This window comes from Qipengyuania sp. JB2-7 (genome assembly GCF_055693485.1).
The window spans coordinates 1,669,675-1,694,438 of record NZ_CM146335.1 but is presented as its reverse complement, the minus strand read 5'-3'; the positions used below and the strand labels follow the sequence as shown (position 1 = coordinate 1,694,438).

At 56.5% G+C, this 24,764-nt stretch carries 21 protein-coding genes and 3 pseudogenes; 15 read left to right on the top strand and 9 right to left on the bottom strand.

All coding sequences use genetic code 11. The features are described 5' to 3' along the window. Positions 1-271 precede the first annotated feature (271 nt). The 3 genes and pseudogenes from ACZ1GM_RS08470 to tpiA all read right to left on the bottom strand — a co-directional run bounded on the left by ACZ1GM_RS08470 (position 272) and on the right by tpiA (position 3,259). A complete protein-coding gene (locus ACZ1GM_RS08470) occupies positions 272-1,906 on the bottom strand; it encodes a CTP synthase (protein ID WP_472676075.1) in 1,635 nt (544 codons plus the stop codon). Between the two features lie 109 nt (positions 1,907-2,015). Then, positions 2,016-2,400: pseudogene (gene secG / locus ACZ1GM_RS08465) on the bottom strand (preprotein translocase subunit SecG). Positions 2,401-2,497: 97 nt separating this feature from the next. Further along, on the bottom strand, positions 2,498-3,259 hold the full coding sequence (tpiA, locus tag ACZ1GM_RS08460; RefSeq protein ID WP_472676073.1) for a triose-phosphate isomerase: 762 nt from the start codon (positions 3,257-3,259) through the stop codon (positions 2,498-2,500). A 194-nt stretch (positions 3,260-3,453) separates the two neighbouring features. On the opposite strand from tpiA, the gene ACZ1GM_RS08455 reads away from it, so the two are divergent. From ACZ1GM_RS08455 to lexA, 12 genes and pseudogenes are all read left to right on the top strand, one after another. Continuing rightward, complete coding sequence (locus ACZ1GM_RS08455; protein ID WP_472676072.1) at positions 3,454-4,188, top strand: SurA N-terminal domain-containing protein; 735 nt, start codon at positions 3,454-3,456, stop codon at positions 4,186-4,188. After that, positions 4,160-4,360 carry a hypothetical protein gene (locus ACZ1GM_RS08450; protein ID WP_472676071.1) on the top strand — a complete coding sequence of 67 codons (201 nt, stop codon included), beginning with the start codon at positions 4,160-4,162 and terminating at the stop codon, positions 4,358-4,360. Before ACZ1GM_RS08455 ends, ACZ1GM_RS08450 begins: the two co-directional genes overlap by 29 nt. Next, on the top strand, positions 4,320-5,180 hold the full coding sequence (locus ACZ1GM_RS08445; RefSeq protein ID WP_472676070.1) for a peptidylprolyl isomerase: 861 nt from the start codon (positions 4,320-4,322) through the stop codon (positions 5,178-5,180). The genes ACZ1GM_RS08450 and ACZ1GM_RS08445 overlap by 41 nt, the downstream gene beginning before the upstream one ends. Further along, complete coding sequence (locus ACZ1GM_RS08440) at positions 5,164-5,394, top strand: hypothetical protein (RefSeq protein WP_472676069.1); 231 nt, start codon at positions 5,164-5,166, stop codon at positions 5,392-5,394. Before ACZ1GM_RS08445 ends, ACZ1GM_RS08440 begins: the two co-directional genes overlap by 17 nt. A gap of 46 nt (positions 5,395-5,440) precedes the next feature. Further along, entirely contained in the window at positions 5,441-6,943 is a 1,503-nt protein-coding gene (gene trpE, locus ACZ1GM_RS08435) for an anthranilate synthase component I (protein WP_472676068.1), read from the top strand. Then, complete coding sequence (locus ACZ1GM_RS08430) at positions 6,940-7,803, top strand: phosphodiester glycosidase family protein (protein WP_472676067.1); 864 nt, start codon at positions 6,940-6,942, stop codon at positions 7,801-7,803. The genes trpE and ACZ1GM_RS08430 overlap by 4 nt, the downstream gene beginning before the upstream one ends. Continuing rightward, positions 7,803-8,417, top strand: a complete 615-nt coding sequence (locus tag ACZ1GM_RS08425) for an anthranilate synthase component II (RefSeq protein ID WP_472676066.1) — start codon at positions 7,803-7,805, stop codon at positions 8,415-8,417. Before ACZ1GM_RS08430 ends, ACZ1GM_RS08425 begins: the two co-directional genes overlap by 1 nt. Beyond that, a pseudogene (gene trpD / locus ACZ1GM_RS08420) lies at positions 8,414-9,407 on the top strand (anthranilate phosphoribosyltransferase). The gene ACZ1GM_RS08425 and the pseudogene trpD overlap by 4 nt, the downstream one beginning before the upstream one ends. A 2-nt stretch (positions 9,408-9,409) precedes the next feature. After that, positions 9,410-10,195: an indole-3-glycerol phosphate synthase TrpC gene (gene trpC, locus ACZ1GM_RS08415; protein ID WP_472676065.1), complete on the top strand. Its 786-nt coding sequence runs from the start codon at positions 9,410-9,412 to the stop codon at positions 10,193-10,195. Beyond that, positions 10,188-10,662 (top strand): annotated as a pseudogene (moaC, locus tag ACZ1GM_RS08410) (cyclic pyranopterin monophosphate synthase MoaC). The gene trpC and the pseudogene moaC overlap by 8 nt, the downstream one beginning before the upstream one ends. A 103-nt stretch (positions 10,663-10,765) precedes the next feature. Beyond that, positions 10,766-11,851, top strand: a complete 1,086-nt coding sequence (locus ACZ1GM_RS08405) for a molybdopterin molybdotransferase MoeA (RefSeq protein ID WP_472676064.1) — start codon at positions 10,766-10,768, stop codon at positions 11,849-11,851. Between the two features lie 119 nt (positions 11,852-11,970). Continuing rightward, a complete protein-coding gene (gene lexA / locus ACZ1GM_RS08400; RefSeq protein ID WP_472676063.1) occupies positions 11,971-12,678 on the top strand; it encodes a transcriptional repressor LexA in 708 nt (235 codons plus the stop codon). Positions 12,679-12,715: 37 nt separating this feature from the next. Here the strand turns inward: lexA and ACZ1GM_RS08395 are convergent, their stop codons facing one another. Further along, the gene (locus ACZ1GM_RS08395; RefSeq protein ID WP_472676062.1) at positions 12,716-14,917 is read right to left on the bottom strand and encodes a ComEC/Rec2 family competence protein; all 2,202 of its coding nucleotides are present in this window, start codon (positions 14,915-14,917) and stop codon (positions 12,716-12,718) included. A gap of 7 nt (positions 14,918-14,924) precedes the next feature. Here ACZ1GM_RS08395 and gltX point away from each other — a divergent pair, with 7 nt between their 5' ends. Continuing rightward, a complete protein-coding gene (gene gltX, locus ACZ1GM_RS08390) occupies positions 14,925-16,352 on the top strand; it encodes a glutamate--tRNA ligase (RefSeq protein WP_472676061.1) in 1,428 nt (475 codons plus the stop codon). A gap of 30 nt (positions 16,353-16,382) precedes the next feature. After that, on the top strand, positions 16,383-17,669 hold the full coding sequence (locus ACZ1GM_RS08385) for a citrate synthase (protein WP_472676060.1): 1,287 nt from the start codon (positions 16,383-16,385) through the stop codon (positions 17,667-17,669). A gap of 74 nt (positions 17,670-17,743) precedes the next feature. Here ACZ1GM_RS08385 and ACZ1GM_RS08380 read toward each other — a convergent pair whose 3' ends face one another. The 4 genes from ACZ1GM_RS08380 to ACZ1GM_RS08365 form a co-directional block, all read right to left on the bottom strand. Continuing rightward, a complete protein-coding gene (locus tag ACZ1GM_RS08380) occupies positions 17,744-19,180 on the bottom strand; it encodes a sensor histidine kinase (protein WP_472678526.1) in 1,437 nt (478 codons plus the stop codon). A 2-nt stretch (positions 19,181-19,182) separates the two neighbouring features. Beyond that, on the bottom strand, positions 19,183-20,127 hold the full coding sequence (locus tag ACZ1GM_RS08375; protein ID WP_472676058.1) for a hypothetical protein: 945 nt from the start codon (positions 20,125-20,127) through the stop codon (positions 19,183-19,185). A gap of 53 nt (positions 20,128-20,180) precedes the next feature. Next, a complete protein-coding gene (locus ACZ1GM_RS08370; RefSeq protein ID WP_472676057.1) occupies positions 20,181-21,401 on the bottom strand; it encodes a hypothetical protein in 1,221 nt (406 codons plus the stop codon). Positions 21,402-21,476: 75 nt separating this feature from the next. After that, positions 21,477-21,788, bottom strand: coding sequence for an Hpt domain-containing protein (locus ACZ1GM_RS08365; RefSeq protein WP_472676056.1), 312 nt, complete (start codon positions 21,786-21,788; stop codon positions 21,477-21,479). Positions 21,789-21,856: 68 nt separating this feature from the next. Between ACZ1GM_RS08365 and ACZ1GM_RS08360 the strand changes: the two genes are divergently transcribed. After that, positions 21,857-24,499, top strand: coding sequence for a hypothetical protein (locus ACZ1GM_RS08360; RefSeq protein WP_472676055.1), 2,643 nt, complete (start codon positions 21,857-21,859; stop codon positions 24,497-24,499). Between the two features lie 3 nt (positions 24,500-24,502). On the opposite strand, the gene ACZ1GM_RS08355 is transcribed toward ACZ1GM_RS08360, so the two are convergent. Then, positions 24,503-24,757 (bottom strand): DUF1467 family protein, encoded by a 255-nt coding sequence (locus ACZ1GM_RS08355; protein WP_472678525.1) that lies wholly within the window; start codon positions 24,755-24,757, stop codon positions 24,503-24,505. Between the last annotated feature and the right edge of the window lie 7 nt (positions 24,758-24,764).

The window sequence follows — 24,764 nt, the reverse complement described above, 5'->3', positions numbered from 1 at the left end:
TAGCCCCCGCGACGTAAAAACGCCGCCCGATCCCGATTTTGACCGTCCGGGTCGCAGATGACAATCAACACCGGGATCAGCGTTGAAATGCGACAAATGGCATCCCCCTGGGCATTGCCCTGCGTACACCAAACATCGCGAATCCTCGCTACTCGTGCAAAATTGTCAAAAGACTTCGCGGCGGATAGGTAAAAACGGACACCGGCGTGTCGTTTCTGTACAAATCCTGCTTTGGGACAGTGTTATCTGGGGCAATATTGCTTGCGAGTGCTTAGACTAACCTTGCCTGGGTCAATGCTGCACCAATGAACCCCGCGAATAAAGGATGTGGGTCAAATGGGCGGGACTTGAGTTCGGGATGGAATTGCACGCCGACAAACCAAGGATGGTCTGGACGCTCCACGATTTCAGGCAGCAATCCGTCCGGTGACATGCCAGAAAATACCAGCCCGTCATTTTCCATCGACGGAATATATTTGCTGTTCACCTCATAGCGGTGGCGGTGCCTTTCAGAGATCATCTCTGCCCCGTCGTAAATGCCCGAAACATGACTGTTGCCGGATAGTTGCGCGTCATAGGCGCCAAGGCGCATTGTGCCGCCAAGGTCCCCACCAGTCTCGCGGGTTTGTAAGCCCTCTTCTGACATCCATTCGGTGATGATGCCGACGACCGGCTCTTTAGTGTCGCCAAACTCGCTAGACGATGCATCCGGCATTCCAGCCGACCTCACGCTTTCCACACATGCCATTTGCATACCGAGGCAAATACCGAGGAAAGGCACGTTATGTTCCCGGGCGAAACGCACACTGGAAATTTTACCTTCTGAACCGCGTTCACCGAAGCCGCCCGGCACCAAAATCCCATGCATAGGTTCAAGCTGAGCGGCAATATCGCTGTCCGACTGCTCAAATACCTCCGCATCAATCCACTTAATGTTGACTTTGACGCGATGCGCCATTCCGCCATGGATGAGCGCCTCGTTCAAAGACTTATAGGCGTCTTGAAGGCCTACATATTTGCCGACGACACCTATGGTGACTTCGCCTTCGGGATTGGCGTGGCGATCGACAACATCATACCAGCGGGTCAGGTCAGGCTCGGGGGCATCAGTAATACCAAAGCCGCGCAGGACTTCCCGATCCAGCCCTTCCGCATGATATTGCAGCGGGACCGAATAGATCGATGGAGCGTCAAGTGCGGGAATAACCGCCTCTGGCCGAACGTTGCAGAATTGCGCGATCTTACGGCGCTCGCCATCTGGAATCTCATGTTCAGCGCGGCACAAAAGTACGTCAGGTTTGATCCCAAGCGATGCCAACTCGCGTACGGAGTGCTGCGTCGGCTTGGTCTTTAGCTCGCCCGCTGCGGCAATAAACGGGATTAGTGTCACGTGCACGCTCAGAGTCTGAAGAGGCTCCAGATCATTTCTGAGCTGCCGAATAGCCTCCATGAATGGAAGGCCTTCAATATCACCTACAGTGCCGCCGATTTCGCACAGAATAAAATCGTGATCGTCTTGATCCGCGAGCGCGAACTCCTTGATCGCATCTGTGACGTGCGGAATGACCTGAACGGTCGCACCCAGATAATCACCTCTGCGCTCTTTTGCTATGATCTGCTGGTAGACACGTCCCGAGGTAATATTATCACCCTGATGCGCAGATACGCCCGTGAACCGCTCATAGTGACCCAGGTCCAGATCGGTTTCCGCACCATCATCGGTCACGTAGACCTCGCCGTGCTGATACGGGCTCATCGTGCCCGGATCGACGTTGAGATACGGATCGAATTTCCGAATACGAACCTTGTATCCGCGAGCCTGCAAGAGAGCTGCGAGAGAAGCGGCCATGAGGCCCTTACCGAGCGAGGAAACCACGCCGCCGGTGATGAAAATATACCGCGCCATGGGAGGCGAGCCTTAAGGCTCACATTGGATTCGGTGCAAGCACTATGTCAGGAAAATTTGCGGAGCCTTCTGCTCCATCCACAGCTGTGTGCCTTCGTAGTTGGACCGCTCAGTTTGCGAGTGGATCGTCGTTCGCCGCAGGAGCTGCTTCGCCGTCCGCCGACGGCGCGCCTTCATCGGGTGTAGCGCCTGTCGATCCGCCAAGCGGATCGGGCTGAGAAGTTGGCGTAACGCTACGATCCAAAGTCGATTCCAGGTCGTCTCCGCTCGTGGTGTCAACGGCAACCGCGGCCAGCACGATGGACAATGCAACAAATGCCACGGCAAGCCATTTCGTCGTTCGTGTTAAAAAGTCGGCGGCACCGCGCGCGCTCAGCATCCCTGTTGGACTGCCGCCAATGCCGAGGCCCCCGCCCTCTGATTTCTGCATAAGAATGACGCCCACCAAGGCGAGCCGCCACGAGTGCTTGAAGAACGGTGAGGAAAAGAAACATGGTATCGTCCAGAATTACGCGGAAGTTCGCGCGCGTTTATCACTGTGGCCATTTAGGCTCGTGATTGAGTGTCTACAACCCTTGCCTTGTAACAGGCTCAGTCAGCTTCAGTATCGACAGCGGCCATTGCAATGCTGAGGAAGCTATCCGCTGTCAGGCTCGCGCCGCCTACCAAAGCGCCGTCAACGTTGGGCAGTGCAAGAATTTCGCGGGCATTCTCAGGCTTAACCGATCCACCGTAGAGGATGCGGATGTCTTCGGATGCCTCGGCCCCATAAGTTTCGGTCAGCAGTTGCCGGATACTCGCATGCATCGCCGTAATATCATCGTTGCCCGCAGTCCTGCCGGTGCCAATGGCCCAAATCGGCTCATAAGCGATCGTCAATCGCTCTGCCGCGTCATCAATATCTGGCATGGCTGCCTTAAGTTGCCCGATAACAAAGCTCTCGGCTTCGCCAGAATCTCTTGTGGCGAGGCTTTCGCCGCAGCACAGAACCACACGCAACCCCGCCTCAAGCGCAGCCGATATCTTCGAAGCAATGAGAGTATCGCTCTCACCGTGGTTCTCACGCCGCTCGCTATGACCGAGGATGACAAATTTCGCCCCGGAATCCGCGACCATTGTTGCGGAGATGTCTCCGGTATGCGCGCCATCAGGTTCCGCATGGCAGTCCTGGGCACCGATGGCGATCTGTTCCGCCTCGCGGTGAGTGGCATGGATGAGGGTATGCGGGGGAGCGAGAGCTACCTCTACCTTCATGATGCGCTGGGCAGCCCGATCAATCGCGCGCGCTTCTGACAGCATTGCGCGCACGCCGTTCATTTTCCAATTGCCGATAATATAGGGCCGTTCGGCCATAGAATTACTTGTCCTTGTTTGCGCTGATCACACCAAGAGAGAGCCATATAGGGCTTCCGCGACAGGGCCGCTAGCCGAGCAAGCAACTAAGGTCAAAACCAATTGCAACCTGTTGCGGCACAGTCGCAGGGACGATAAAGGCGTCTCCACATTTTCCCGACGGGATCGGTCCATTTGCCGGATAATCGATACTTATGATCAAATATTTTCGTAAATTTTTCAGTTCGAAGATTGGCCTTGGCCTTACATTGGCCTTTTTGGCCCTGATCGCCTTCGCCTTCGCCAGCAGTGATGTGGCGAATACGGGGACATTTGGCGGTGTTGCCGGAGGTGATCGGGTCGCAATTGTCGGTGATGAGAAGATTGGCACTGCTGAATTCAGTCAGAATGTCTCTTCCGCTTTAGATCGCGTCCGCGCCGAGAACCCAACGCTCTCGATGCAAGCTTTCGTTGCCCAAGGCGGTATTGATACGGTCTTGGAGCAGCTGCTTGATCGATATGCTATAGCAACTTATGCACAGAAACATGACCTGCGGGCAGGTGAAAACCTGGTCAACAGTGAAATTCGCCAGATCGGTGCATTCAGGGGGGCAGACGGAAATTTCAGCGCAGATGCATTTCGTCAGGCGCTAGCTCAGCAGGGTCTTAGCGAAAGGTCAGTGCGCGAGGATATCCAATCGGGCATGCTGGCGCAGCAGATGATCATTCCTGCATCGTTTGGCGCAACCATGCCCACAAAGTTGGCGACGCGCTACGCGCAGCTTTTTAAAGAGCGCAGGAACGGGGCGATCGCGTTTCTGCCTTCAGGCGTGTTTGCGCCGGAGGCTGATCCGACAGACGAGCAGCTGAGTGCGTTTTATGCGGACAACCGGAGCGACTTTGTCCGTACCGGAGCGCCGCGTGGTTCGCTACGCCACATTCGACAGTGAAGCGGTCAACGACGCTATTGAGCCGACCGAAGCAGAGATCGCCAAGCGGTATGAGGACGACGCCGAGCAATATGCGGAACGCGAGGATCGCTCCTTCACGCAATTGATTGTTCCTACGCAGGAAGCGGCAAATGCGCTGCGTGACTCAGGTCAGCGCTGGCGCCAGCTTTGAGCAGGTGGCGAGCAATGCTGGCTTACGGTCTTCCAACGTAGGGCCAACCGATCAATCCGGTATCGCCGATGATTTGTCAGAGGGCGTAGCTGAAGCGTATTTCTCTGCCGAGCGTGGTGCATTGACTGTGCCCGCCCGTAGCTCACTTGGCTGGCATATCGCCCGCGTCGACACAGTAGATACGCGTGCGGCACGCAGCCTAGAATCGGTGCGCGACGAAATTGCGACAACTCTGCGTGATGAAAAGCGTGGCCGCGCGTTGGCTGATCTTGCTGCACAAATCGAGGAGCAATTGGATAGTGGGGAATCATTGAGTGCCGTTGCTCAAAGTCTAGATCTGACTATCGATACCACCCAGCCGGTGTTGGCCGACGGTTCGATTTATCAGGCGCAGGGTCAGTCGGCGCCACAGGTTCTTGCTCCCGCCCTTTCAACCATCTTTCAGATGGAAGAAAGCGAGCCCCAGATTGCCGATGTTGCGCGTGGCCAGATGTATCTGATTTACGAAGTGTCGGACATCACCGAATCTGCCGCCGCACCGCTGACCGAAATACGCGATGCAGTGGTCGCCAGCTGGAAATTGTCAGAAGGCCATAAGGCCGCGCGACAAGCCGCCGATCGCGTTATGGAGCGTGTGTCTGGCGATATGGCTCTGGCGCCTGCAATTCAGGCCGAAGAACAACGCCTGCCGCCTGTTGAGACGATCAATCTTTCGCGTGAAGAGCTCGCCCAGCAGGCTCAGCAACGCATCCCTCCTCCGCTTGCTCTGCTGTTCAGCATGGCTCAGGGTACGACGAAACGCCTTGCGGCTCGGTCGTGATCTGGGTTGGTTCGTTGTCACACTTGACGCAATCGAAGTAGGCGAGATCGATGCCGATGATCCCCTGATCGTGCAGGCGCAAAGCCAATTGGGTCCTGCGGTTGGCGAGGAGTATTCGCGCCAGATGATTTCAGCCATGCGCGCCTCAATGGGTGTCGAAACCAATCCAGCCGCTATCGAGGCGGTGCGTAAACAGCTCGTCGGCGAGCGTTGATTGCCACGTTCAAAGCACCAAGACATTCAGTGAGGCGATTCTGACTTTGCTTGATGGTGAGAATGTCGCGCGATCTGCGCTAGCAAAAGGCAAGCCATCGCTTGTTTGGCGCCGGGTGGTAGCTGATACGCTTACGCCGGTTGGCGCAGCGCTTAAGTTGATTGAGCCTGAGCGCGGCGATTTTCTGTTGGAGTCAGTCGAAGGCGGGGAAACGCGTGGTCGATATAGCCTCATGGGATGCGACCCAGACCTGGTGTTTCGTGCCGACAAGAGCGCCGCAACAATCAATCGCCAATGGCAAATAGATCGCGATGCGTTTGCTCCATGCGATGGCGATCCGTTAGCCGCACTGCGCGCGCTCGCGACGGAGTGTCGCATTGATGTTCCAGAGGGGCTGCCGCCCGCCCTTGCCTGTCTTGTCGGCTATTTCGGATATGAGACAGTCGGCTTGGTCGAAGACATTCCCCGTGCGCCGGAGAGTGAACTGGCCCTGCCTGATATGCTGTTTGTGAGGCCGCAGCTGATTCTGATCTTCGACAATCTCAGCGATGAAGTCTTCTGCATCGCCCCAATCTGGTCCGCAAACAATGTGGATCAATCCATTGAGCATGCGCGTGATCGTATCGATGAGGCATTGCGCGTACTCGATATGGATCGCCCAAAAAGACAGGGCGCGCGCACGGATGTTGCTGACATCGACTTTGCGCATAACACTCCGCCGCATCGCTATCGTGAGATGGTCCTGGCTGCGCAGGATTACATTGCGGCAGGTGACATTTTTCAGGTTGTTCTGGCCCAACGCTTTTCAACGCCGTTTTCCTTGCCAGCTTTTGATCTCTACCGCTCGTTGAGACGGGTTAACCCATCGCCATTTTTGTATTTCCTGGATCTGCCTGGCTTTTCAGTTGTCGGGTCAAGCCCGGAAATTTTGGTGAGGGTTCGCGATGGCGAGGTCACCATCCGTCCTATTGCTGGCACGCGCCCTCGCGGTGCGACCAGCGCGGAGGACCGGGCCAATGAGACATCACTTCTCGCTGATCCAAAAGAGCGTGCAGAGCATCTCATGCTGCTGGACCTTGGCCGCAATGACGTGGGCCGCGTGGCAGCAAAAGGCAGTGTCGAGGTCACAGACAGCTTCACCATCGAACGCTACAGTCATGTGATGCATATCGTTAGCAATGTCGTTGGCAAGTTGGATGCTCAGTCCGACGCGCTAGACGCGGTGTTCGCCGGATTTCCAGCGGGCACGGTGAGCGGCGCACCGAAAATTCGGGCCTGTGAGATTATTGCCGAACTCGAACCAGAAACACGCGGAGCCTATGCCGGCGCCGTTGGCTATTTCGCGCCCGACGGCTCAGTAGACAGCTGCATCGTCTTGCGCACTGCGGTTGTAAAGGATGGCATCATGCACGTGCAGGCAGGCGCAGGGATTGTTGCCGACAGTGATCCTGACTATGAGCAGCGTGAGTGCGAAGCGAAAGCGGGTGCACTCAAGGCAGCCGCCAAAGAAGCGGTTCGGATCGCTAGGGAAGCAGGTTTCGGTCAGTGAATTTCGCAGTCAACAAAGCAGGTTTTTTCGCGCTGGTCCTCACGATGGGCGTTGCTGCATGCGATGGGCAACAAGGCGGCGAACCGGTTGCAAGGGCGCAGATTGGCGATGCTCCGGCGCAGCCTGCCGATCCTGACGCAGGGCCAGGTCTGGCAACGACGATCTCGTCCGAAGTAGAATCATCCTGCCGCTCGGTCATTTTCGAAGACACGTCTCTTACCCATTGTTTGGCTGTGCCCGCGCGTCATACAATTTCGACCAGGCTAGCCGGTGCGTCTGGCGCAACATACCGCAGCTTCGCCGCCCTCGCCCGGGATGTCGATAGCGCTACAATCGCCTTTGCTGTCAACGGCGGCATGTTCGAAGAAGACGGGAGCCCTGTCGGTTACTATGTGGAGGGCGGTAACCGGATCGGCACGCTGGACACCGGCACTGGAGAAGGCAATTTTTACGACCGCCCCAATGGCGTGTTCTTCGGCAGTGGGGACACATGGCAAATTCGCACGACTGAAGATTTTCTGGCCAATGTTTCGCAAAGGCCAGAATTCGGCACACAATCTGGTCCGATGCTGGTGATCGATGGTGCTCTACATCCCGATATTCAGGACGATGGACCTTCACGATTTGTGCGCAACGGGGTCGGTGTGGACGAAAGCGGTCGGGCGCACTTCGTAACGTCTAATGCGCCCTTGTCCTTTGGCCGTCTGGCGCGCTTCTACCGGGACGAGTTGCAGGTTAAGAATGCTCTTTATCTTGATGGCACGGTCTCTGCCCTTTGGAACCCGGCGACCGGACGCATGGATGCCGAAGGACCGATTGGCCCGATCATCACGGTGGTTAAGAGGCCCGAGGGGAATTGATGCGAAACTCTCCCGACATCCTCGTCATCGACAATTACGACAGCTTCACCTTCAATCTCGTCCACTACCTGATGGAATTGGGCGCTGATGTCGAAGTGGTTCGCAATGATGCGATAAGTGCGCATGACGCCGTGACTTCAGGATCCAAGGGCATCCTGATATCTCCGGGGCCGTGTACACCAAACGAAGCTGGTGCAAGCCTCGAGATCGTTGCCGCATGTGCTGATCAAAAACTGCCCCTACTTGGCGTATGCTTGGGCCATCAGGCGATTGGCCAACACTTTGGTGGATCAGTCGTTCGTGGCGGATTGATGCATGGCAAAACAAGCGCGGTCTCGCATGACGGTTCTGGCGTATTTGCCGGTCTGCCCTCTCCGTATGAGGCGACCCGCTATCACTCACTGATTGTCGAGAATACTCCAGACTGCCTGGTCGTAAATGCGACGAGCGAAACGCCAAACTCTGATGCCAAAAGTGTGATGGGATTTCGTCACAGAGTATTGCCCATACACGGTGTTCAGTTCCATCCAGAAAGCATTGCGACCGAACATGGTCACGCCTTACTTGCCAATTTCCTCGCCATTTGCGGCGTTGATGCGAAGGTGCCCGCATGAAAACACTGCCCAAAGCTGACCAGCATCTCGTTCAATCCGAGGCTGAAGAGGTGTTTGGCTGGATCCTCGATGGCGAGACCAGTGATGAAGAGGTTGAACGCTTTCTCACCGAAATGAGTGCGCGCAGTGAGACATCCGATGAGATAGCGGGTGCGGCCAAAGCTTTGCGGGCTCGGTTGATTCCTATTGAAGCACCTGAAGGGGCTGTCGACTGCTGTGGCACTGGCGGCGATGGGCACCATACATTGAATGTCTCTACTGCGGTGAGCCTGGTGGTTGCTGCGTGTGATGTACCTGTGGCGAAACACGGCAATCGCGCGGCCAGCAGCAAATCAGGAGCTGCCGATACGTTGGAGGCGCTTGGCCTTGATATGGATGTCGCTGGTCGTACGGCGGAAAAAACACTGGCTGAAATCGGCATTTGTTTCCTTTTTGCCAAGAACCACCACCCGGCAATGGGCCGGATCCACCCCATCCGGCAACGCATCGGCAAACGCACGATCTTCAATTTGATGGGCCCACTTTCCAATCCAGCGGGGGTTGAGCGGCAGCTGATCGGAATTGCACGCCCTGCATATGTGCCGATCTATGCGGCTGCGAAGGCTGAATTGGGCACTGAACGCACGATGATTGTCTCAGGTGACGAGGGACTGGACGAATTAAGTCTGGCAGGCGGTAATGAGGTTGCCGATGTGCGCGGCAAAACGGTGGACATGATTCTGCCTTAGGGCCGAGGCTGCGGGACTTACCCCTGCTCCCGTCAAAGCTATCCGTGGCGGTGATGCGATTTACAACGCATCTGCCCTGCGCGGTCTGCTGGCATGCTCTCTTGGCCCTTATCGCGATGCTGTGCTGTTCAACACAGCTGGCACGCTGATCGTCGCTGGCAAAACCGAAAGCTGGGAAGAAGGCGCAGCAATGGCGGCAGAGGCGATTGATTCGGGCAGAGCCAAAGAGAAGCTCGCCCGCTGGATTGAACTGGCCCGCTAAGCATGAACAAGCTCGAAGAGATTTGCGCACATAAACGTGACGAGGTGCGTGACCGCAAGGCCGTAAACCCGCTCGCCGAACTGGAGGCGAAGGCGCGCGAACAAAGTGCGCCGCGTGGTTTTCAACGAGCTCTTCAAGCCAAGCAAGAAACGGGCTTTGGCTTGATTGCGGAGATCAAGAAAGCGTCCCCCTCCAAAGGGCTCATTCGAGCAGATTTCGACGCACCAGCCCATGCGAAAGCGTATGCCGCTGGCGGAGCCGCTTGCTTGTCTGTCTTGACCGATGCCCGATATTTTCAGGGGCATGAGGATTATATGGTCGCTGCGAGAGCGGCGTGTGACCTACCTGTTCTACGCAAGGATTTCATGGTTGATCCCTGGCAGGTCGCGGAATCGCGAGCGCTGGGGGCAGATGCGGTTTTGATTATCGTCGCCGCATTGGACGATGGACAAATGAAAGAAATCGAAAGTGCCGCGATTGAACATCAGCTCGATGTCCTGGTGGAAGTGCATGATGAGCGCGAGATGGAACGCGCGAATTCTCTGCAATCACGCTTGATCGGCATCAACAATCGTGACCTCACCCGTTTTGTGACTTCGCTTGAAGTGACCGAACGGCTTATACCCCTGGCACCCGAAGGCGCGCTAATCGTATCAGAAAGCGGCATATCCACTCACGGGGATTGCCAGCGTCTTGCGAAAGCTGGCGCCAGGAGCTTTCTCGTGGGTGAAAGCCTCATGCGTAATGACGATGTAGAGCAGGCTACCAAGGCCCTTCTGAATGGCTAAGCTCACTCATCTCGACGATAAAGGCGCGGCGCGCATGGTCGATGTAGGTGCGAAGGCGGAGACGGAGCGCGTGGCTGTCGCGAGCGGACCGCATTCGCATGACAGCAAAGGCACTGGCCGCCTTAACCAGTGGCGATGGCAAGAAAGGCGATGCTATTGCAACCGCTCGTATCGCCGGGATCATGGCTGCAAAGAAAACCGGCGAGTTAATTCCGCTCTGCCATCCATTGGCGCTTGATAGCGTCGTGGTAGAGATTGTGAGTGAAGTAGACGGAATTCGGGTAACTGCGACCGCCTCTCTCACTGGCAAAACTGGGGTCGAGATGGAGGCGATGACGGCAGTATCTGTCGCGCTTTTGACACTTTACGATATGGGCAAGGCGATCGACCGAGCTATGGTGATTGAGGGCGTTCGCTTAATCTCAAAATCAGGCGGAAAATCGGGTGACTGGCATGCGGATGTGTGAGCAACACCAGCGCAGGCTATGAGTTCGCTAATACCTCTTGAGAAAGCCTGGGATCGACTGTTGAGTTTGATCCAAACCTTGCCTGCTGAGGCAATGTCGGTTGATGACGCGGATGGTCGTGTTTTGGCTGAACATATCAGGGCGCGTCGCACGCAACCTGCGGTACGACCTATCGGCCATGGATGGGTTTGCGGTTGCGGGCCACGGGCCTTGGACTATTGTCGGAGAGTCAAAGGCTGGCACGCCGTATGACGGTGTAATCCAGTTTGGGGAAGCGACGCGGGTGTCGACCGGTGCCCATATGCCGGACGGGGCGAACGCGGTTCTTATAGTTGAGAACGCGCATGTGGATGGCGATCACCTGACGGCAACTGAGGTACCGCAGCCCGGCCAACATATCCGTAAGACGGGTTTCGATTTTGCGGTCGGCGATATCCTGCTGCGCCAAGGAACCACGATTTCGCCAGCGGCAATTGGGCTTATCAGGGCAGGCGGTTTGACTGAGGTGTCCGTCACTCGGCAGCCCAAAGTCGCCATTATCGAGTGTGGGGATGAGTTGGTATCTGACCCTGCAGATTGCGGTGATGATCAATTGCCTGCTTCCAACGGTGCGGTCATTTCAGCAATGGCCCAGCGAGCAGGCGCGAAGGTTATGCAAATCGGGCCTGTTCCTGATGACCTTGATGCACTTGCAAAGGCTTTCGAAGAAGCAAGTCATGCGGACTTAGTGATCACGTCAGGCGGTGCTTCGGTTGGCGAACACGATCTGGTAAAACCGGTACTGGAGCAATTGGGCGCAAAGCTTGATTTCTGGAAAGTGGCGATCCGACCGGGCAAGCCGTTGTTGGTTGCGACGCGCGGTGGGCAGATCATCCTGGGCCTTCCTGGCAACCCCGTATCGACGTTTGTAACGGGTTTTCTTTTCGCCCTGCCCGCGATCAAGGCGTTGCAAGGCAGTGTGACGCCGCTGCCCATCTCGATCCCGATTCCGGTCAGCGCTAATCTTGGCCCTAGCGGTAGACGGCAGGAGTTTGTCCGTGCGCGAGTGCGGGATGGGCGCGCAGAACCGATCAACGAGCGGGATAGCAGTGCCCTCCTCGCTCTTTCCCAAGCAGACGCTCTGATTGATCGCCCGATCAATGCACCGCCGGCAAGCGCTGGCGACAGCGTGCGATGTTACTTGCTCTAACGATTGAGGCACGGTTGACTCTGTTCTCATAGTTGCCTAATTGTTCCGCATTCGTTCACAGTTGGTACGTGCCATCTTGGACGGACAAAGGCCCTGTGGGCGCTATGGAGTAGACAGACATGCTGACTGCGAAGCAGCACGAATTGATCCGATTTATTCAGGCACGATTGGAAGAAACCGGGATTTCGCCTTCATTCGAAGAGATGAAAGAGGCGTTGGATCTCAAGAGTAAGTCAGGTGTCCATCGGCTGATTTCCGCACTTGAGGAACGCGGCTTTATCCGGCGTTTGCCCAACCGTGCGCGGGCCCTGGAAGTTATCAAGGTTCCAGAAGATGCGGTATTGGGTGATCGTGAGCCAGCGATGAGCACCCGTCCGAAAGCGGCGAATGACACCGTGCTTGCGGGGCAACCTGCGAAAGTGAGTGCTCCGGATCCCGCCAATGATGTGATGGAGATTCCGTTGCATGGCCGAATTGCTGCTGGCGCGCCTATTGAGGCTATCGAAGGCCAGTCGAGCTTACCTGTTCCAGCAGCATTGCTGGGCCCGGGTGAACATTATGCGCTGGAGGTATCAGGCGACTCTATGGTTGAGGCCGGTATCTTCGATGGTGATTTCGCTTTGATCCGCCGAACAGATGCAGCGCGCGATGGCGAGATTGTGGTCGCTCTCGTTGAGAATGAGGAAGCAACGCTCAAATATCTGCGCAAGCAGGATGGCAATATCTGTCTTGATCCAGCTAATGCCGCGTACGAACCCCAGGTGTATGCCCCCAGTCAAGTTCAGGTTCAGGGCAAACTGGCCGGCCTTTTAAGGCGCTATCACTAAGCGGTTCGCCTGTTAGGGTTGGTGGTGTGGATTTGATTTAGCGAGGAGCGCCGCGCCACCACCCATGACTGCCCTGACCGTCGGCAACGGCGCGATAGCTGCTCTTGCTGAGAAAGAGCGACAACCCACCATTTTTGTCTAGAAATCTGCGGTCGGCCTTCAGCCATCGCGGACTGCACGACCGTGGCAGGAAACGATCAGCCACGACGATATCACTCGCCTCGCAAGCAGCGGCCAATTGCCGTTCTTCCACCAATTCCTGATTACGCGCCATCAGGACGGTCCAGTCGCGCGCCCCGCGGTATAAGGTTATCAGGCAAAATTCAGGGCTGCATTGTGCACCCTCCCAGCTCTCGATTGGCAAGACGTCTCCTTCGGCCCCAGCCAGTTCGAGCAAATTGTCCCGCGCGTAGGAGCTACGCCCCTCCCGCAATACAAGCAGCGATTCAGCTTCACCTGTTACCGCAACATGTCTACCATCGCGTGTGATCAGGATATCTGGCGTGGGGGTTGCAATGACCGCCAGCCCCCCAATCGCAAAAAGAATGAGGCCGAGCAGCCGCGCCCTGCCCTGCCACAAGGCGAGCCAGAGACCGCCAACAACGAATATCATCAGCGTGCTGATGCCGATTTCCGGTAGCAGCTTCACCGCGCCAGGCTGGCCGGAAGTGAAGTGCGCTATAGCCAGCAATAGATCGAGCGACTGTTCAACCAACCACCATGCGGGTGCCCCTAACCCGACGTGATCCAGGATAAGGGCAATCGCGATCAGTGGCATCGACACGAAGGTAACGAGGGGGATTGCAAAGACATTTGCGACCGCGCCGTAGAGCCCTGCACGGTGAAAGTGGAACAGGACGATCGGCATCAACGCGATTTCGATGATCAGGCCGGTTATGAACAGCATCAGGATGCGCCGCGACATCCACGACACCGCGCTCTCATCGCGCGGCGCCAGAAAGGCCCGCACCGGCGCTGAGCCATGCAAAGCCACAATAGCTATCACGGCTGCAAAGCTCATTTGAAAGCTCGGGCCGACGAGGCTTTCCGGCCACAACAGCAGGACAACCATAGCCGCCACCGCGACCATACGCATCGACAAGGGTTCACGTCCCAGAGCGAGCGCAATCAAGACCAATACCGCGCCGACGCAGCTCCTGACGGTTGGCACCTGTGCACCCGTCAGCAGAGTATAGGCGATGCCAGCAAGAGCGGCGATGCCAGCAGCCAGCAACGGCAATCTGACTCGCAAAGTCAGCGCTGGCCACAAAGCAAGCAGGCGCATCGCCACAAAGTATGCTGCGGCGATGACAGCGCTCACATGCAGACCGCTAATCGACAGAAGATGCGTAAGCCCTGCATCGCGCATGGCAGCTTCATCGGCCTCCGAGATCGCGCCCCGGTCGCCGCTTGCGAAGGCTGCTGCGATGGTGCCCGGCGCTCCATCGACCTGCCCGCGCACATGACTGGAAAGGCTTCTTTGCGCGGATGCTATCAAGCTGTTCTGTTCAGCAGGCTCCACCAACTCAATATCGCCGATCAGTGTTCCGGTTGCCGCCAACCCATCGAACCACGCGCGCCGCGCAAAGTCATAAGCACCGGGCAATATTGGCGGAGCTGGTGGCATCAGGCGCGCGCGCAATCGCACTGTCGCCCCTTCTTCCGTACCGGCGAGGTCGCGTTCAATTGGGACATTGACCCGTACTTTTATCGCCCGCCCCTCCTCTGCGATGCGGGTCGCCAGGGTCAAGCGTACTCGATTGTCAGCAGGTTGCTCCTCGCGTTTGAGAATCCGGGCACTCAACTGTTCAACTCTTGGGTACTCGATGGCAGGTTGCCCGACCAATTCGGAACGCGCCCAGATCGTTGTCATACCCGCTGCGGAGGATAAGCTCAGACCTATCAGTGCGACCATGATACTGGATTGGCTCGCGTTGCCCCTAAGCGCAGAAAAACCGGCAATCGCCAGCAGCATGCAACCGCCGATAAATGCGATCCACTGCCAAGGTGAATTGAGCGCAAACCACGACGCTATTCCAAATGCAAAGCTGACGACGAGCCAAGGTGCCCGGTCAAATCCTGCCTGCGCCAAAAAGTGTTCGATCACATCGGCAATGCTGGACAAGTCAAAACGCGTAAGCCAAGGCCGCTTGACCGCAGAAATTGCGGGCGTATCCGCATCTGAGAGCGGGATTAAAGGCGGCCCCTCTGTCGCCACAGCTCCCTTTGAAAGGAACACAGCACATATGGCAAGCGATACTGCGCAAACTACTGGCACCGTTGTTACGCGCTTCGCCCCTTCGCCAACCGGATTTCTGCATATTGGCGGCGCACGAACTGCGTTGTTTAACTGGCTGTTTGCCCGTCATCATGGTGGCAAGGCGTTGCTGCGCATTGAGGACACCGACAAGAAGCGCTCAACTCAGGAGGCGATCGACAAGATCATTGAGGGACTTGACTGGTTGGGGCTGGAATATGATGACGAGCCAGTGTTCCAGTCACAGCGCGCGGATCGCCACCGCGAGGTTGCGCTTGCGCTGCTTGAGAATGGCCACGCTTACAAGTGTTTCGCGTCACCGGAAGAGCTGGAAACAATGCGTGCTGAGCAGCGCGCAAACAAGCAGCCGCTGCGATATGACGGTCGCTGGCGTGACCGCGATCCTTCTGAGGCACCAGAAGGTGCGCCCTATGTTGTGCGATTGAAGACGCCACAAGACGGCGAGACCACAATTCAGGACGCGGTACAGGGCGCGGTGACCGTTAAAAACGAGGAGATCGATGACTACGTTCTCCTGCGTGCAGACGGTACGCCGACCTACATGCTCGCAGTGGTCGTTGATGACCATGATATGGGGTGCACGCACATCATTCGGGGCGATGATCATCTCAACAATGCATTTCGCCAATTGCCAATCATTCACGCGATGGATTCGATAGAAGGCGGGTGGCCTGAACCGATCTATGCGCATGTTCCTCTGATCCATGGAGCGGACGGCGCAAAACTGTCCAAACGGCATGGCGCCGTCGGTGTTGAAGCGTACCGAGATGAAGAAGGTGTTCTGCCAGAAGCTCTCTTCAACTACCTGTTGCGGCTTGGTTGGGGGCATGGTGATCGCGAAGAGTTCACAGCGGCAGAGGCAACCGAGCTATTCACGCTGGACGGTGTTGGCAAAAGCGCCTCGCGCTTCGACATTAAGAAGCTGCACAATATGAATGCGCATTATATTCGTGAAGCTGACGATGCGCGCTTGGCGGCATTGATCGCGCCAATGTGCGGGGACGGCGCTGATGAGGGCCTCCTCACTCAGGCCATGCCGGTGCTGAAAGCGCGTGCGAAGACCACGCTGGAACTTGCTGAAGGTGCGGCTTTTTTGTTTGCGAAACGTCCCCTATCCATGACCGAAAAGGCGGCAAAGCTGCTCGACGATGAAGGCCGTGAGCGACTTGCATTGGTGCTTGATCAATTGCGCGCGGAAAATGACTGGACAATCGAAGCTCTTGAAGCCAGTACGAAAGCACTTGCTGAACGGCTCGAATTGGGCCTTGGCAAGCTGGCGCAACCAATGCGCGCAGCTTTAACGGGGAGCACTACCTCCCCTGGAATTTTCGATGTGCTCGTCCTGTTGGGGAAGGAGGAGGCGCTGGCGCGGATCGAAGCGCAAGCAGCCTCATAGAGCACGGCTGACGGGACTAAGGAGACGGCAATGGCCGATACGGAAGCAAAACTGGATTTGAATGGCGGGACGACTGGATTTCCGGTGCTTAAGGGCAGCACGGGACCGGATGTCATCGATATCCGCAAACTGTACGGCCAAACCGGGGCGTTCACGTTTGATCCGGGCTACAAATCCACCGCTTCCTGCGAAAGCGCCCTGACCTATATTGACGGCAATGAAGGCGTCTTGCTTCACCGCGGCTATCCCATCGGCCAGCTGGCTGAGCATTCTTCCTTTATGGAAGTGTCTCACCTGCTGCTGAATGGTGAACTGCCGAGCCAGGATGAACTGGACGAATTTACCTATACCATCACACGACACACCATGCTGCATGATCAGCTGCGCCAATTCTATCAGGGATTTCGCCGTGACGCGCACCCGATGGCGATTATGTGCGGTGTAGTTGGCGCCCTCTCGGCGTTTTATCATGATAGCACCGATATTTCGGACCCTGAGCACCGCAAGATCAGTTCTCACCGCCTTATCGCAAAGATGCCAACCATTGCTGCAATGGCGTATAAATACTCCATCGGTCAGCCGATGATGCAGCCCAAAAACGACCTGAGCTACACAGGTAACTTCCTGCGCATGACCTTCGGCGTACCTGCCGAGGAATACGAACTGCACCCTGCCATTGAGAAAGCGATGGATCGCATTTTCATTTTGCATGCGGATCACGAGCAGAACGCCTCCACATCAACGGTCCGCTTGGCGGGATCATCTGGCGCAAATCCATTTGCCTGTATCGCTGCGGGCATTGCCTGCCTGTGGGGGCCGGCGCATGGCGGTGCAAACGAAGCAGCGCTCAATATGCTACAAGAGATCGGCTCTCCGGATCGCATCCCGCACTATATTGAGCGGGCGAAGGACAAAAATGATCCGTTCCGCCTGATGGGCTTTGGTCACCGGGTGTATAAAAACTACGATCCGCGCGCGACAGTCATGCAAAAGACGCTGCGCGAAGTGTTTGACGCATTGAACGTCAACGATCCTGTCTTTGAAACAGCGCTTCAACTCGAAGAAATCGCTCTGAATGACGATTACTTCCGTGAGAAGAAGCTGTTCCCGAACGTTGATTTCTATTCGGGTATTATCCTGTCATCGATCGGCTTCCCCACCACCATGTTCACGGCGCTGTTCGCGCTGGCACGGACAGTTGGCTGGGTCGCGCAGTGGAATGAAATGATCTCAGATCCAGGTCAGGTCATCGGCCGTCCGCGCCAGCTTTACACTGGCCCGACAGAACGGGACTACGTACCAATCGGCCAGCGTTAAGGCGCTTTTCATAACGAGTTTTGAGGGGGCGCTTCGGCGTCCCTTTCTTTATCCGAGTCTACCATTATCCGAGCCTACGAATCTGCCGCTGGTGCATCGGGAGCGGCTGATCGTGGGCGATCCCGCAGCTCCTTCGCAATAGGCACTGACAGGGTGAAACGCGCGCCCTGCCCCTTGGCACTCTCTACGGTCAAATCGCCATCCATTGCCCTCGCTATGCGTCGCGAGATATAGAGGCCAAGGCCGGACCCTCCATCACCGCTACGCCCCAGACGTTCGAACTTTTCGAAGACCTTGGCCTGTTGATCTTCATCGATCCCATGCCCCTGGTCTGCAACGGTCAGCATCGCACTGTTGCCGATCTCATCAAGACGGATCCAGACCTGGCTTCCCTCTGGCGAATACCGGATCGCATTGTTGATCAGATTGAGCAGGATTTGCAGGACCCTGCGAAATTCGGCGATCGCCAGCTGAGACTCACCTTTGACGGGTGGAACGAGGGTAATCCCCTTCTCTCTCGCCCGAACGCCCAAGATGCCACATGCCTGCCTTGCGACATCGGCTAGGTCGATCCGGTCTGGTGCGGTGACGAAGTCGTCTGACTCCACGACCTCGAGGTCTGACAGATCGTCCAACAAGCCCAGCAAATGCTGGCCGGCGCTGGCTATATCTGCCGCGTAATCGGCATATTCCTCCCCAAGCGGCCCGGCGAGCTTCGTCCGGATTGTTTCGGCGTTGGCAATGATGCGATTGATGGGTTGGCGCAAGGCGGGCGCCAAATCCCGACCAAGAGACGGAGCATCGGCATCCTCTGTACGACCGTCAGTATCGACAGTCCCCGACTCCAGAGTATCTGAAATGAGGTGCAATACAAAGCCAGCGCTGCCCGGTTCGGGATGGCCCAGTGGTTCCAGATGCGCAGACCAGGCCCGCGATGATCCCTTGATCGTTATACTCGCCCCATCAAGCAATCGCCAATGCATCGGTTGTTGATGGGTATTACCCTGCAGCTCAACATAATCGGTCCATGGTTTACCCACGGCCTGCATCAATCCATTTTGTAAATCAGACAGGTCGCTTGCATCGCACTCGGCGGAAATAACGTTCTGTTGGGCGTCGAGCCTGATAACCGCCTCTGACAAGGTGCGATTGATCTCTGCTTTCAAGGTAAGCGCTTCAGCGGTTTCCTCGTCACTGATTGCTTCGCTTTGCCAATTAACAAAGCCGAGTTCGCAGCCTGCGATGGCGCGCTCGGCATTGACCAGCGGTTCAATCTCTACCCAGCCCGAAACACGTTCACCGTCACCAATTGCTTCAAATCGTCTTGCGAGCCTCAACCCCATCTTCTGGCATTTGCGTGCAAGGGCGCGCAGTTCGGGTACCGCAAGCGGCCCGCCGAGCGTTCCACCGCACTGACGCTGCAAATTCAGCAGAGGATCATCGGCACTCACCAACCGCCCGTCGCCATCGACGCGTGCCTTTGCGAGATAGTGCGTGCCAACCGTTCCCACGCTCAACCACCCTGCCTAGTATCAGAAACGGGCAGCATTTGCTGCGCTTCTCGCACGCCGATTTGCTGAAAACCATCGGGCAAGTCCGCATCAGGGTTGATACGCAGGGCAATCTGTTCGCACGCTTCGATTTTCAGGCCCGCGCTGCGCAAGGCGATAAGCAGATGCGCGACCTGGCCCGCGTCGGTGGCCAAGGTGGCCTGCTGGCGCGTCACACGAGAATGTGCGGCAAGGCTTGTAAGGAACAGTGCAACTCCCGCGTGATCGATATCAACTGCCCGCTCAATGTTGTCGCCACCGGCATTTGCAACCCGCTCTAACAGAGCGATACGTGTTCCCGCTTCGTCATACTCGCTGCGCAGTTTGCTTTCGGCGCGGTCGAGGCCATCAGTATGAACGGTGTTGCTGCATGAGCGCCAGGTTTCGATGACATCATGAAACAGGTCTGCCGGAAGCTCGTTAAGAGGGAGTTCCATCCGTCTTTGCTGCTGTGTGAAGCGAGCCTGCGCTGCGAGCGCCCCCATCGCAGCGCTCGACAAATCAGATTCTTCACTTTCGATAAATTCTTGTATCAGTGGGCTAAGTACCGGATCCAAAGCGTAAAGTTCCTGCAGCCGCTGGGTAGTCAGCGTCTCAATTGCGAGCGCATGGCAATGCGTTATCAACCGTTGCCGCTCTGCAAGGCTGGCGGCCAAGCCATCGCCGCCTTGAACGGCAAATTGCTCAGCACCCTTGGTGCCGGTCGCTTCTGCCTGAATACGCAAGACGTGCTTCGCAATATGCAGCAGCATTCCGCGAACCCGCGCAATGACGGCGTCACTGAACAGGGTCTGGTCTGGTGTCGTAAGCAGCAGACCGAGGATTGGGCCCAGCTTGCGGCGCAAGGCAGCATTCCGCTCCAGCGCATCGCTCAGCGCATCGCTTTCGGGCCACTCTGTCTCAGCCATAGTCTCGGTCAGCATCATGCCGATTTGCGTAGCAGGTCATGGTTAATCAGCAGTTAGCTTTTTGCAGGTTTATCGTCGACCGGATCGGGTCGTCCGTCGTCGCTCTGATGGAGAAAGTACAGCGCGCCCAGCCCGACTGCGATCAGCGCAGCGCTAACCTCTTGAGGATACCCCAAAACGCAGGCCGGAAGCACTATCGCAATAAGGACAATCCGATCGCCAAACGTTGCCCTCCAGCGGGTTGGCCCTGTGCGTTCACCCAATAGCAAGACAGCAATCATCGCGAAGGGGATGAACACCCGGGTCCAGCCAATTTCGTCCGGCGTTGAAAGGGCTATCAGACTGGCGATCATAACATCCGCTACAAACGCCAGGACTTGGGAAATAGTCAGCGTCTTTGCAATTGCAGTCTGGTTTTGGGTGAGGCGTTCAAACACGCTTGCCAGAGCAATTGCAAAAACCATCGCCAATGCGACGCTCAGTCCCGCCAATGGATGCCCAAAAGCCCCCAAAGCGGCGGCGATTATTCCGAAGCCTGCTGCGCTAATCCAGGGAAGCCGCTGCAGTGTTCCGCCGAGCAAATCCCTCGCCAGTCGCATCCCGATACGTTCCGCAATGGCTAAACCCGGCGCACTGTAAGGTGCTGGCGAAACACGACTGGCAAGCCAGGACTTTTCCCTGGTCTCGCGCGCTGAGTGGGATTCGTGAAGCGACCACCGCCCCTCGCGCATGATTTGCGGATCAAGCTCCGACGTTTTCACGCCGGATTGCAGCGCAATACGCAGCAGCGCAGAGGATGGATTTGTGTCGTCCGGCAAATCGGCCAAACGATCGACAAGCGAACCGCGCACCCGCATTGCACCTGCCCAGGCACGCTCTTGGTCGATGCGTTCAAAACCACTGACCACACCTAGTTCAGCGGGCAGTGTCAAAACACGTGCATTGGCTTCTAAACCAGCAATGATCACGTCAGGATCCGCTAACAAGCCGTCAACAAGGACAATTACGTCGCTATCTGCCGTGACTATGCTGGGTAGTCGGCGGCTGCTGTCAATGGTCACAAACCGCGCACCGTTCTGCTCTGCAAGATGCTGACAAGAAATGATTTCTTGAGAGAGGCCTGAGGTTAGACAGAGAATCTTTTCGCACTGAAGTGCCAGCGCCAGATTGACTTGATGTGCGAGCACGCTTTTGCCGACGAAACGCCGGAATGCGAGCCGTTCACCCTTGAAATCCGGGTTTTCTGCCAAAGCGGATAGCAGGGCAATTCGCAAATTGATGTCTCTCGCCTGAGTGCTGTCGGACGAGACTAGTGAGGTTTGGTAATGATGCCAAACGGCAAACCCTTTTTAGGCGGCCTGCTTTCCCCCGATTTCGGTAAGGTGTTCGCTGATTGCGCGCATAACCGTTGGTTCACCCGGCGCGGAGGTCAGCGCTTCTTCGGAGAGTTCCTGAAGACGCTCTGCATGAAAGCTCGCCGACAGGCCTTTAAGGCGTATTGCGGCGAGTTCCCAGTTGGCATCGCAACGCGAACGACGAAGCAAATCCAGCTGCTTAAGTGCGCTTTCGAGAAATGCGTTACGCAGCTCAAGTTGCAGCGCAGGATCATCGCCCGCCGCAGCGGTAAGAGCGGCATCAAATTGTCCAGATTCTAACGTCATGCGACACGTGGTGATGCCTAAGCGTTAAAATGACTTTAACCGAGCGCATATCGTGGTAGAATCGGCAAATGGGTACGGGAAAATATATTCGCGCTGTGGACGATCACAATTCGGGATCGGATGCTGAGATTGAAACTGTCACTGACGGCGACACTTCTGCTGAAGAGGATTTGCTGCTGACTGACGAAGTCTTCGATGAAGAGGCGTTTGAGTTCTTCGAGGAAGAAGGCGCAAAACATTCTTTCGCATGGGTTTTGCCTACGGTTGCGATCGGCATAATTCTGGTTTGGTCCGCCTTTTTTGGTTGGGCAAACAGCGCGCAGATCGCTGGTGGGATCACCCCGCAAACGGCAGTTGGCCTGATCGTTAACTGGTCCACACCAGTCCTGCTGGTAGTCGCAATCTGGCTCTTGGTGATGCGAAATTCGTCTCGTGAGGCTAGCCGGTTTGGTGATGCAGCAAGGTTACTGTCAGACGAATCTGCGCTTCTTGAACAGCGATTGACGACTGTGAATCGTGAGTTGAGTTTGGCGCGCGAGTTTCTTGGCTCGCAATCGCAAGATCTTGAGTTTTTGGGGCGTACAGCAAGCGAGCGAATTTCGGAGCATGCCGACAAATTGCAGGCGCTCATTACGGTAAATGGTACTCAGATCGACGCCATTGCAGGAGCAAGCGCAACGGCAACCGACAATATGTCAAAATTGCGAGATGATCTGCCCGTAATTGCGAACTCTGCGAAAGATGTGACCAACCAGATCGGCAATGCCGACCGCGCTGCGCATACTCACCTTGGAGAGCTGGTGTCCGGCTTTGAGAGGCTGAATGAGTTTGGTCAGGCGAGCGAACGCCAGGTTCAGGCGTTGAGTGAGAATATCGATGAAACGCTCGCGACGCTCAAGGCTCAGCTCAGCGATATTGAACATGTGGCTAACGCCCGTTTCGATGCTCTGCGGGGGCAAAGCGAGGAATTCCGAACAGAGCTGGACAATCGCGAAGTTGTCGCGCTTGCTGGCATTCGAGGGCGCGCGGAGGCGATGCGCAAAGAGCTTGCCGATATCGAAGAAACTCAGCAAGCGACGCATGAACAGACGGTGGCGACGCTGAAAGAAAGCGCGTTCATGCTCAAGCGGCAGGCCGACGAGGCCAGCGCGCATGTTCGCGAAGGTGAAGAGGCTGCTATCACCGCGTGGAATGGGCAGGTGGATGAAATGCGGGATCGCCTGCAGTCTGTCATCTCTCAAGTGGCAGAAATTGATGCCAAGGCGCTCGATGCATCAAAGGCGAAATTGCGTGATCTGGCGAAAGAGGCCGAGGTGCTCGATACCCGCATGGCGGAACGGAGTGGAATGTTCTTTGCTCAAACTGCAAAGCGGCGAGCCGATTTCGACACTGAAGAAGAAGCGGCATTGGCCCGCCTTGAAGAGCGGCTCGCCAAATTCGATAGCGCGGTAAGCGAACGACGCAGTCAGCAATCGGAAGAATTCGAAGGCTTGATTGCGAAAGGTGATGCATTTGTTAACGCAGTCACTCAAGCCGATGAGACTGTCGAGCGGCTTGTTGCTCAGAGCGCTTCTGCTGAAACCGCTCTGACCACCGGGGCTGAAAAGTTCGCTGGGATTTTGGAACAGAGCGGCGCGGAGCTTGCCCAAACAAACCAAGCCGTGGCCGAGCTGACCGATGCGAGCGTACGGTTGCTTGAATTGATTCAGGCAAGCGCCAAGCACAGTATGGATGAACTTCCGACGGCGGTTGACGGATTTGAAGCGAGCCTTCGTGGCGTTGAAGAACGCACCGTTGCCCTCACCACCCAATTGGAAAGCGCGCAATCCGTTGGGGATGCGCTTGCCATGCAAGTGAGCAACGCCACAGAGCGTAGCGCGAAGGCAACTGCTGACATCGAAACGGCAATCGCCAAGATTGGTGGCGGATTAAATGAGCAAGCGGGCGCCCTCGATGAATTGTATTCGAAACTTGCCGAGTTTGGCGTCGACGCCGATGCGATGGCCGAGCGTGCGCAGGGTGAACTTCGCCACGCATTGCGGGAACTTGAGGAAAGCAGCCAGAAAGCGGTAGCGGCCATTGAGACCGAACAAAGTGCCACTATCCGCAAGATCGCTGCGCAGGTCTCTGAGCAAAGTGCCGATGCAATTGAAAGCGCTCTCGGCGAGCGGTCTACCACCATCATCGCTGACCTTGATGTCGCCTCGGCAAAGGCGACGAGCGCGTCGCGCGCTGCGGCGGAGCAACTTCATTCTCAACTCAGCAAGGTCAACGAGTTGGTGGCGAATATCGAAGCGAGAGTTGCCCAAGCGCGGGAACGCGCCGAGGAGCAGGTGGATAGCGACTTCTCACGCAGGGTTGCTTTGATCACAGAAAGCCTCAACTCGAATGCGATCGATATTGGCAAGGCACTTTCTACTGAGGTCACGGACACGGCCTGGGCGTCTTACTTGCGCGGTGACCGTGGTATCTTCACCCGGCGCGCCGTGCATCTGATGGACAGCACAGAGGCTCGCGAAATTGCCGAGCTATACGATTCAGACAGCGACTTCAGAGAACATGTCAGCCGCTACATTCACGACTTTGAAGCGATGCTTCGCACGTTGTTGTCAACGCGGGATGGTAATGCCGTTAGTGTGACACTGCTGGGCTCGGACATGGGCAAGCTCTATGTCGCACTTGCACAGTCACTGGAGCGCTTGAGGCAGTAAGCCTTAGTTCGCCGCCTCGACTTGCTCTGCGATCGTAGGGGGTGTTCCGAAGATATTGATGTCGTCCGGCGTGACCCACCCGTACACATAGTTGGCCGCATATAGTGCCGTGCACAACACAGAAAGGATCGTTGCCCTGCCCGCCACTCGCCAAGGTCGGAAATTGACCGGTGCGCTATCAGCCTGGCCCGGCACTTTTTCAACACCGGCTTCTTCGTGCGTCCTCACACCAAACGGTAGTAGGATGAAGGCGCACATCACCCAG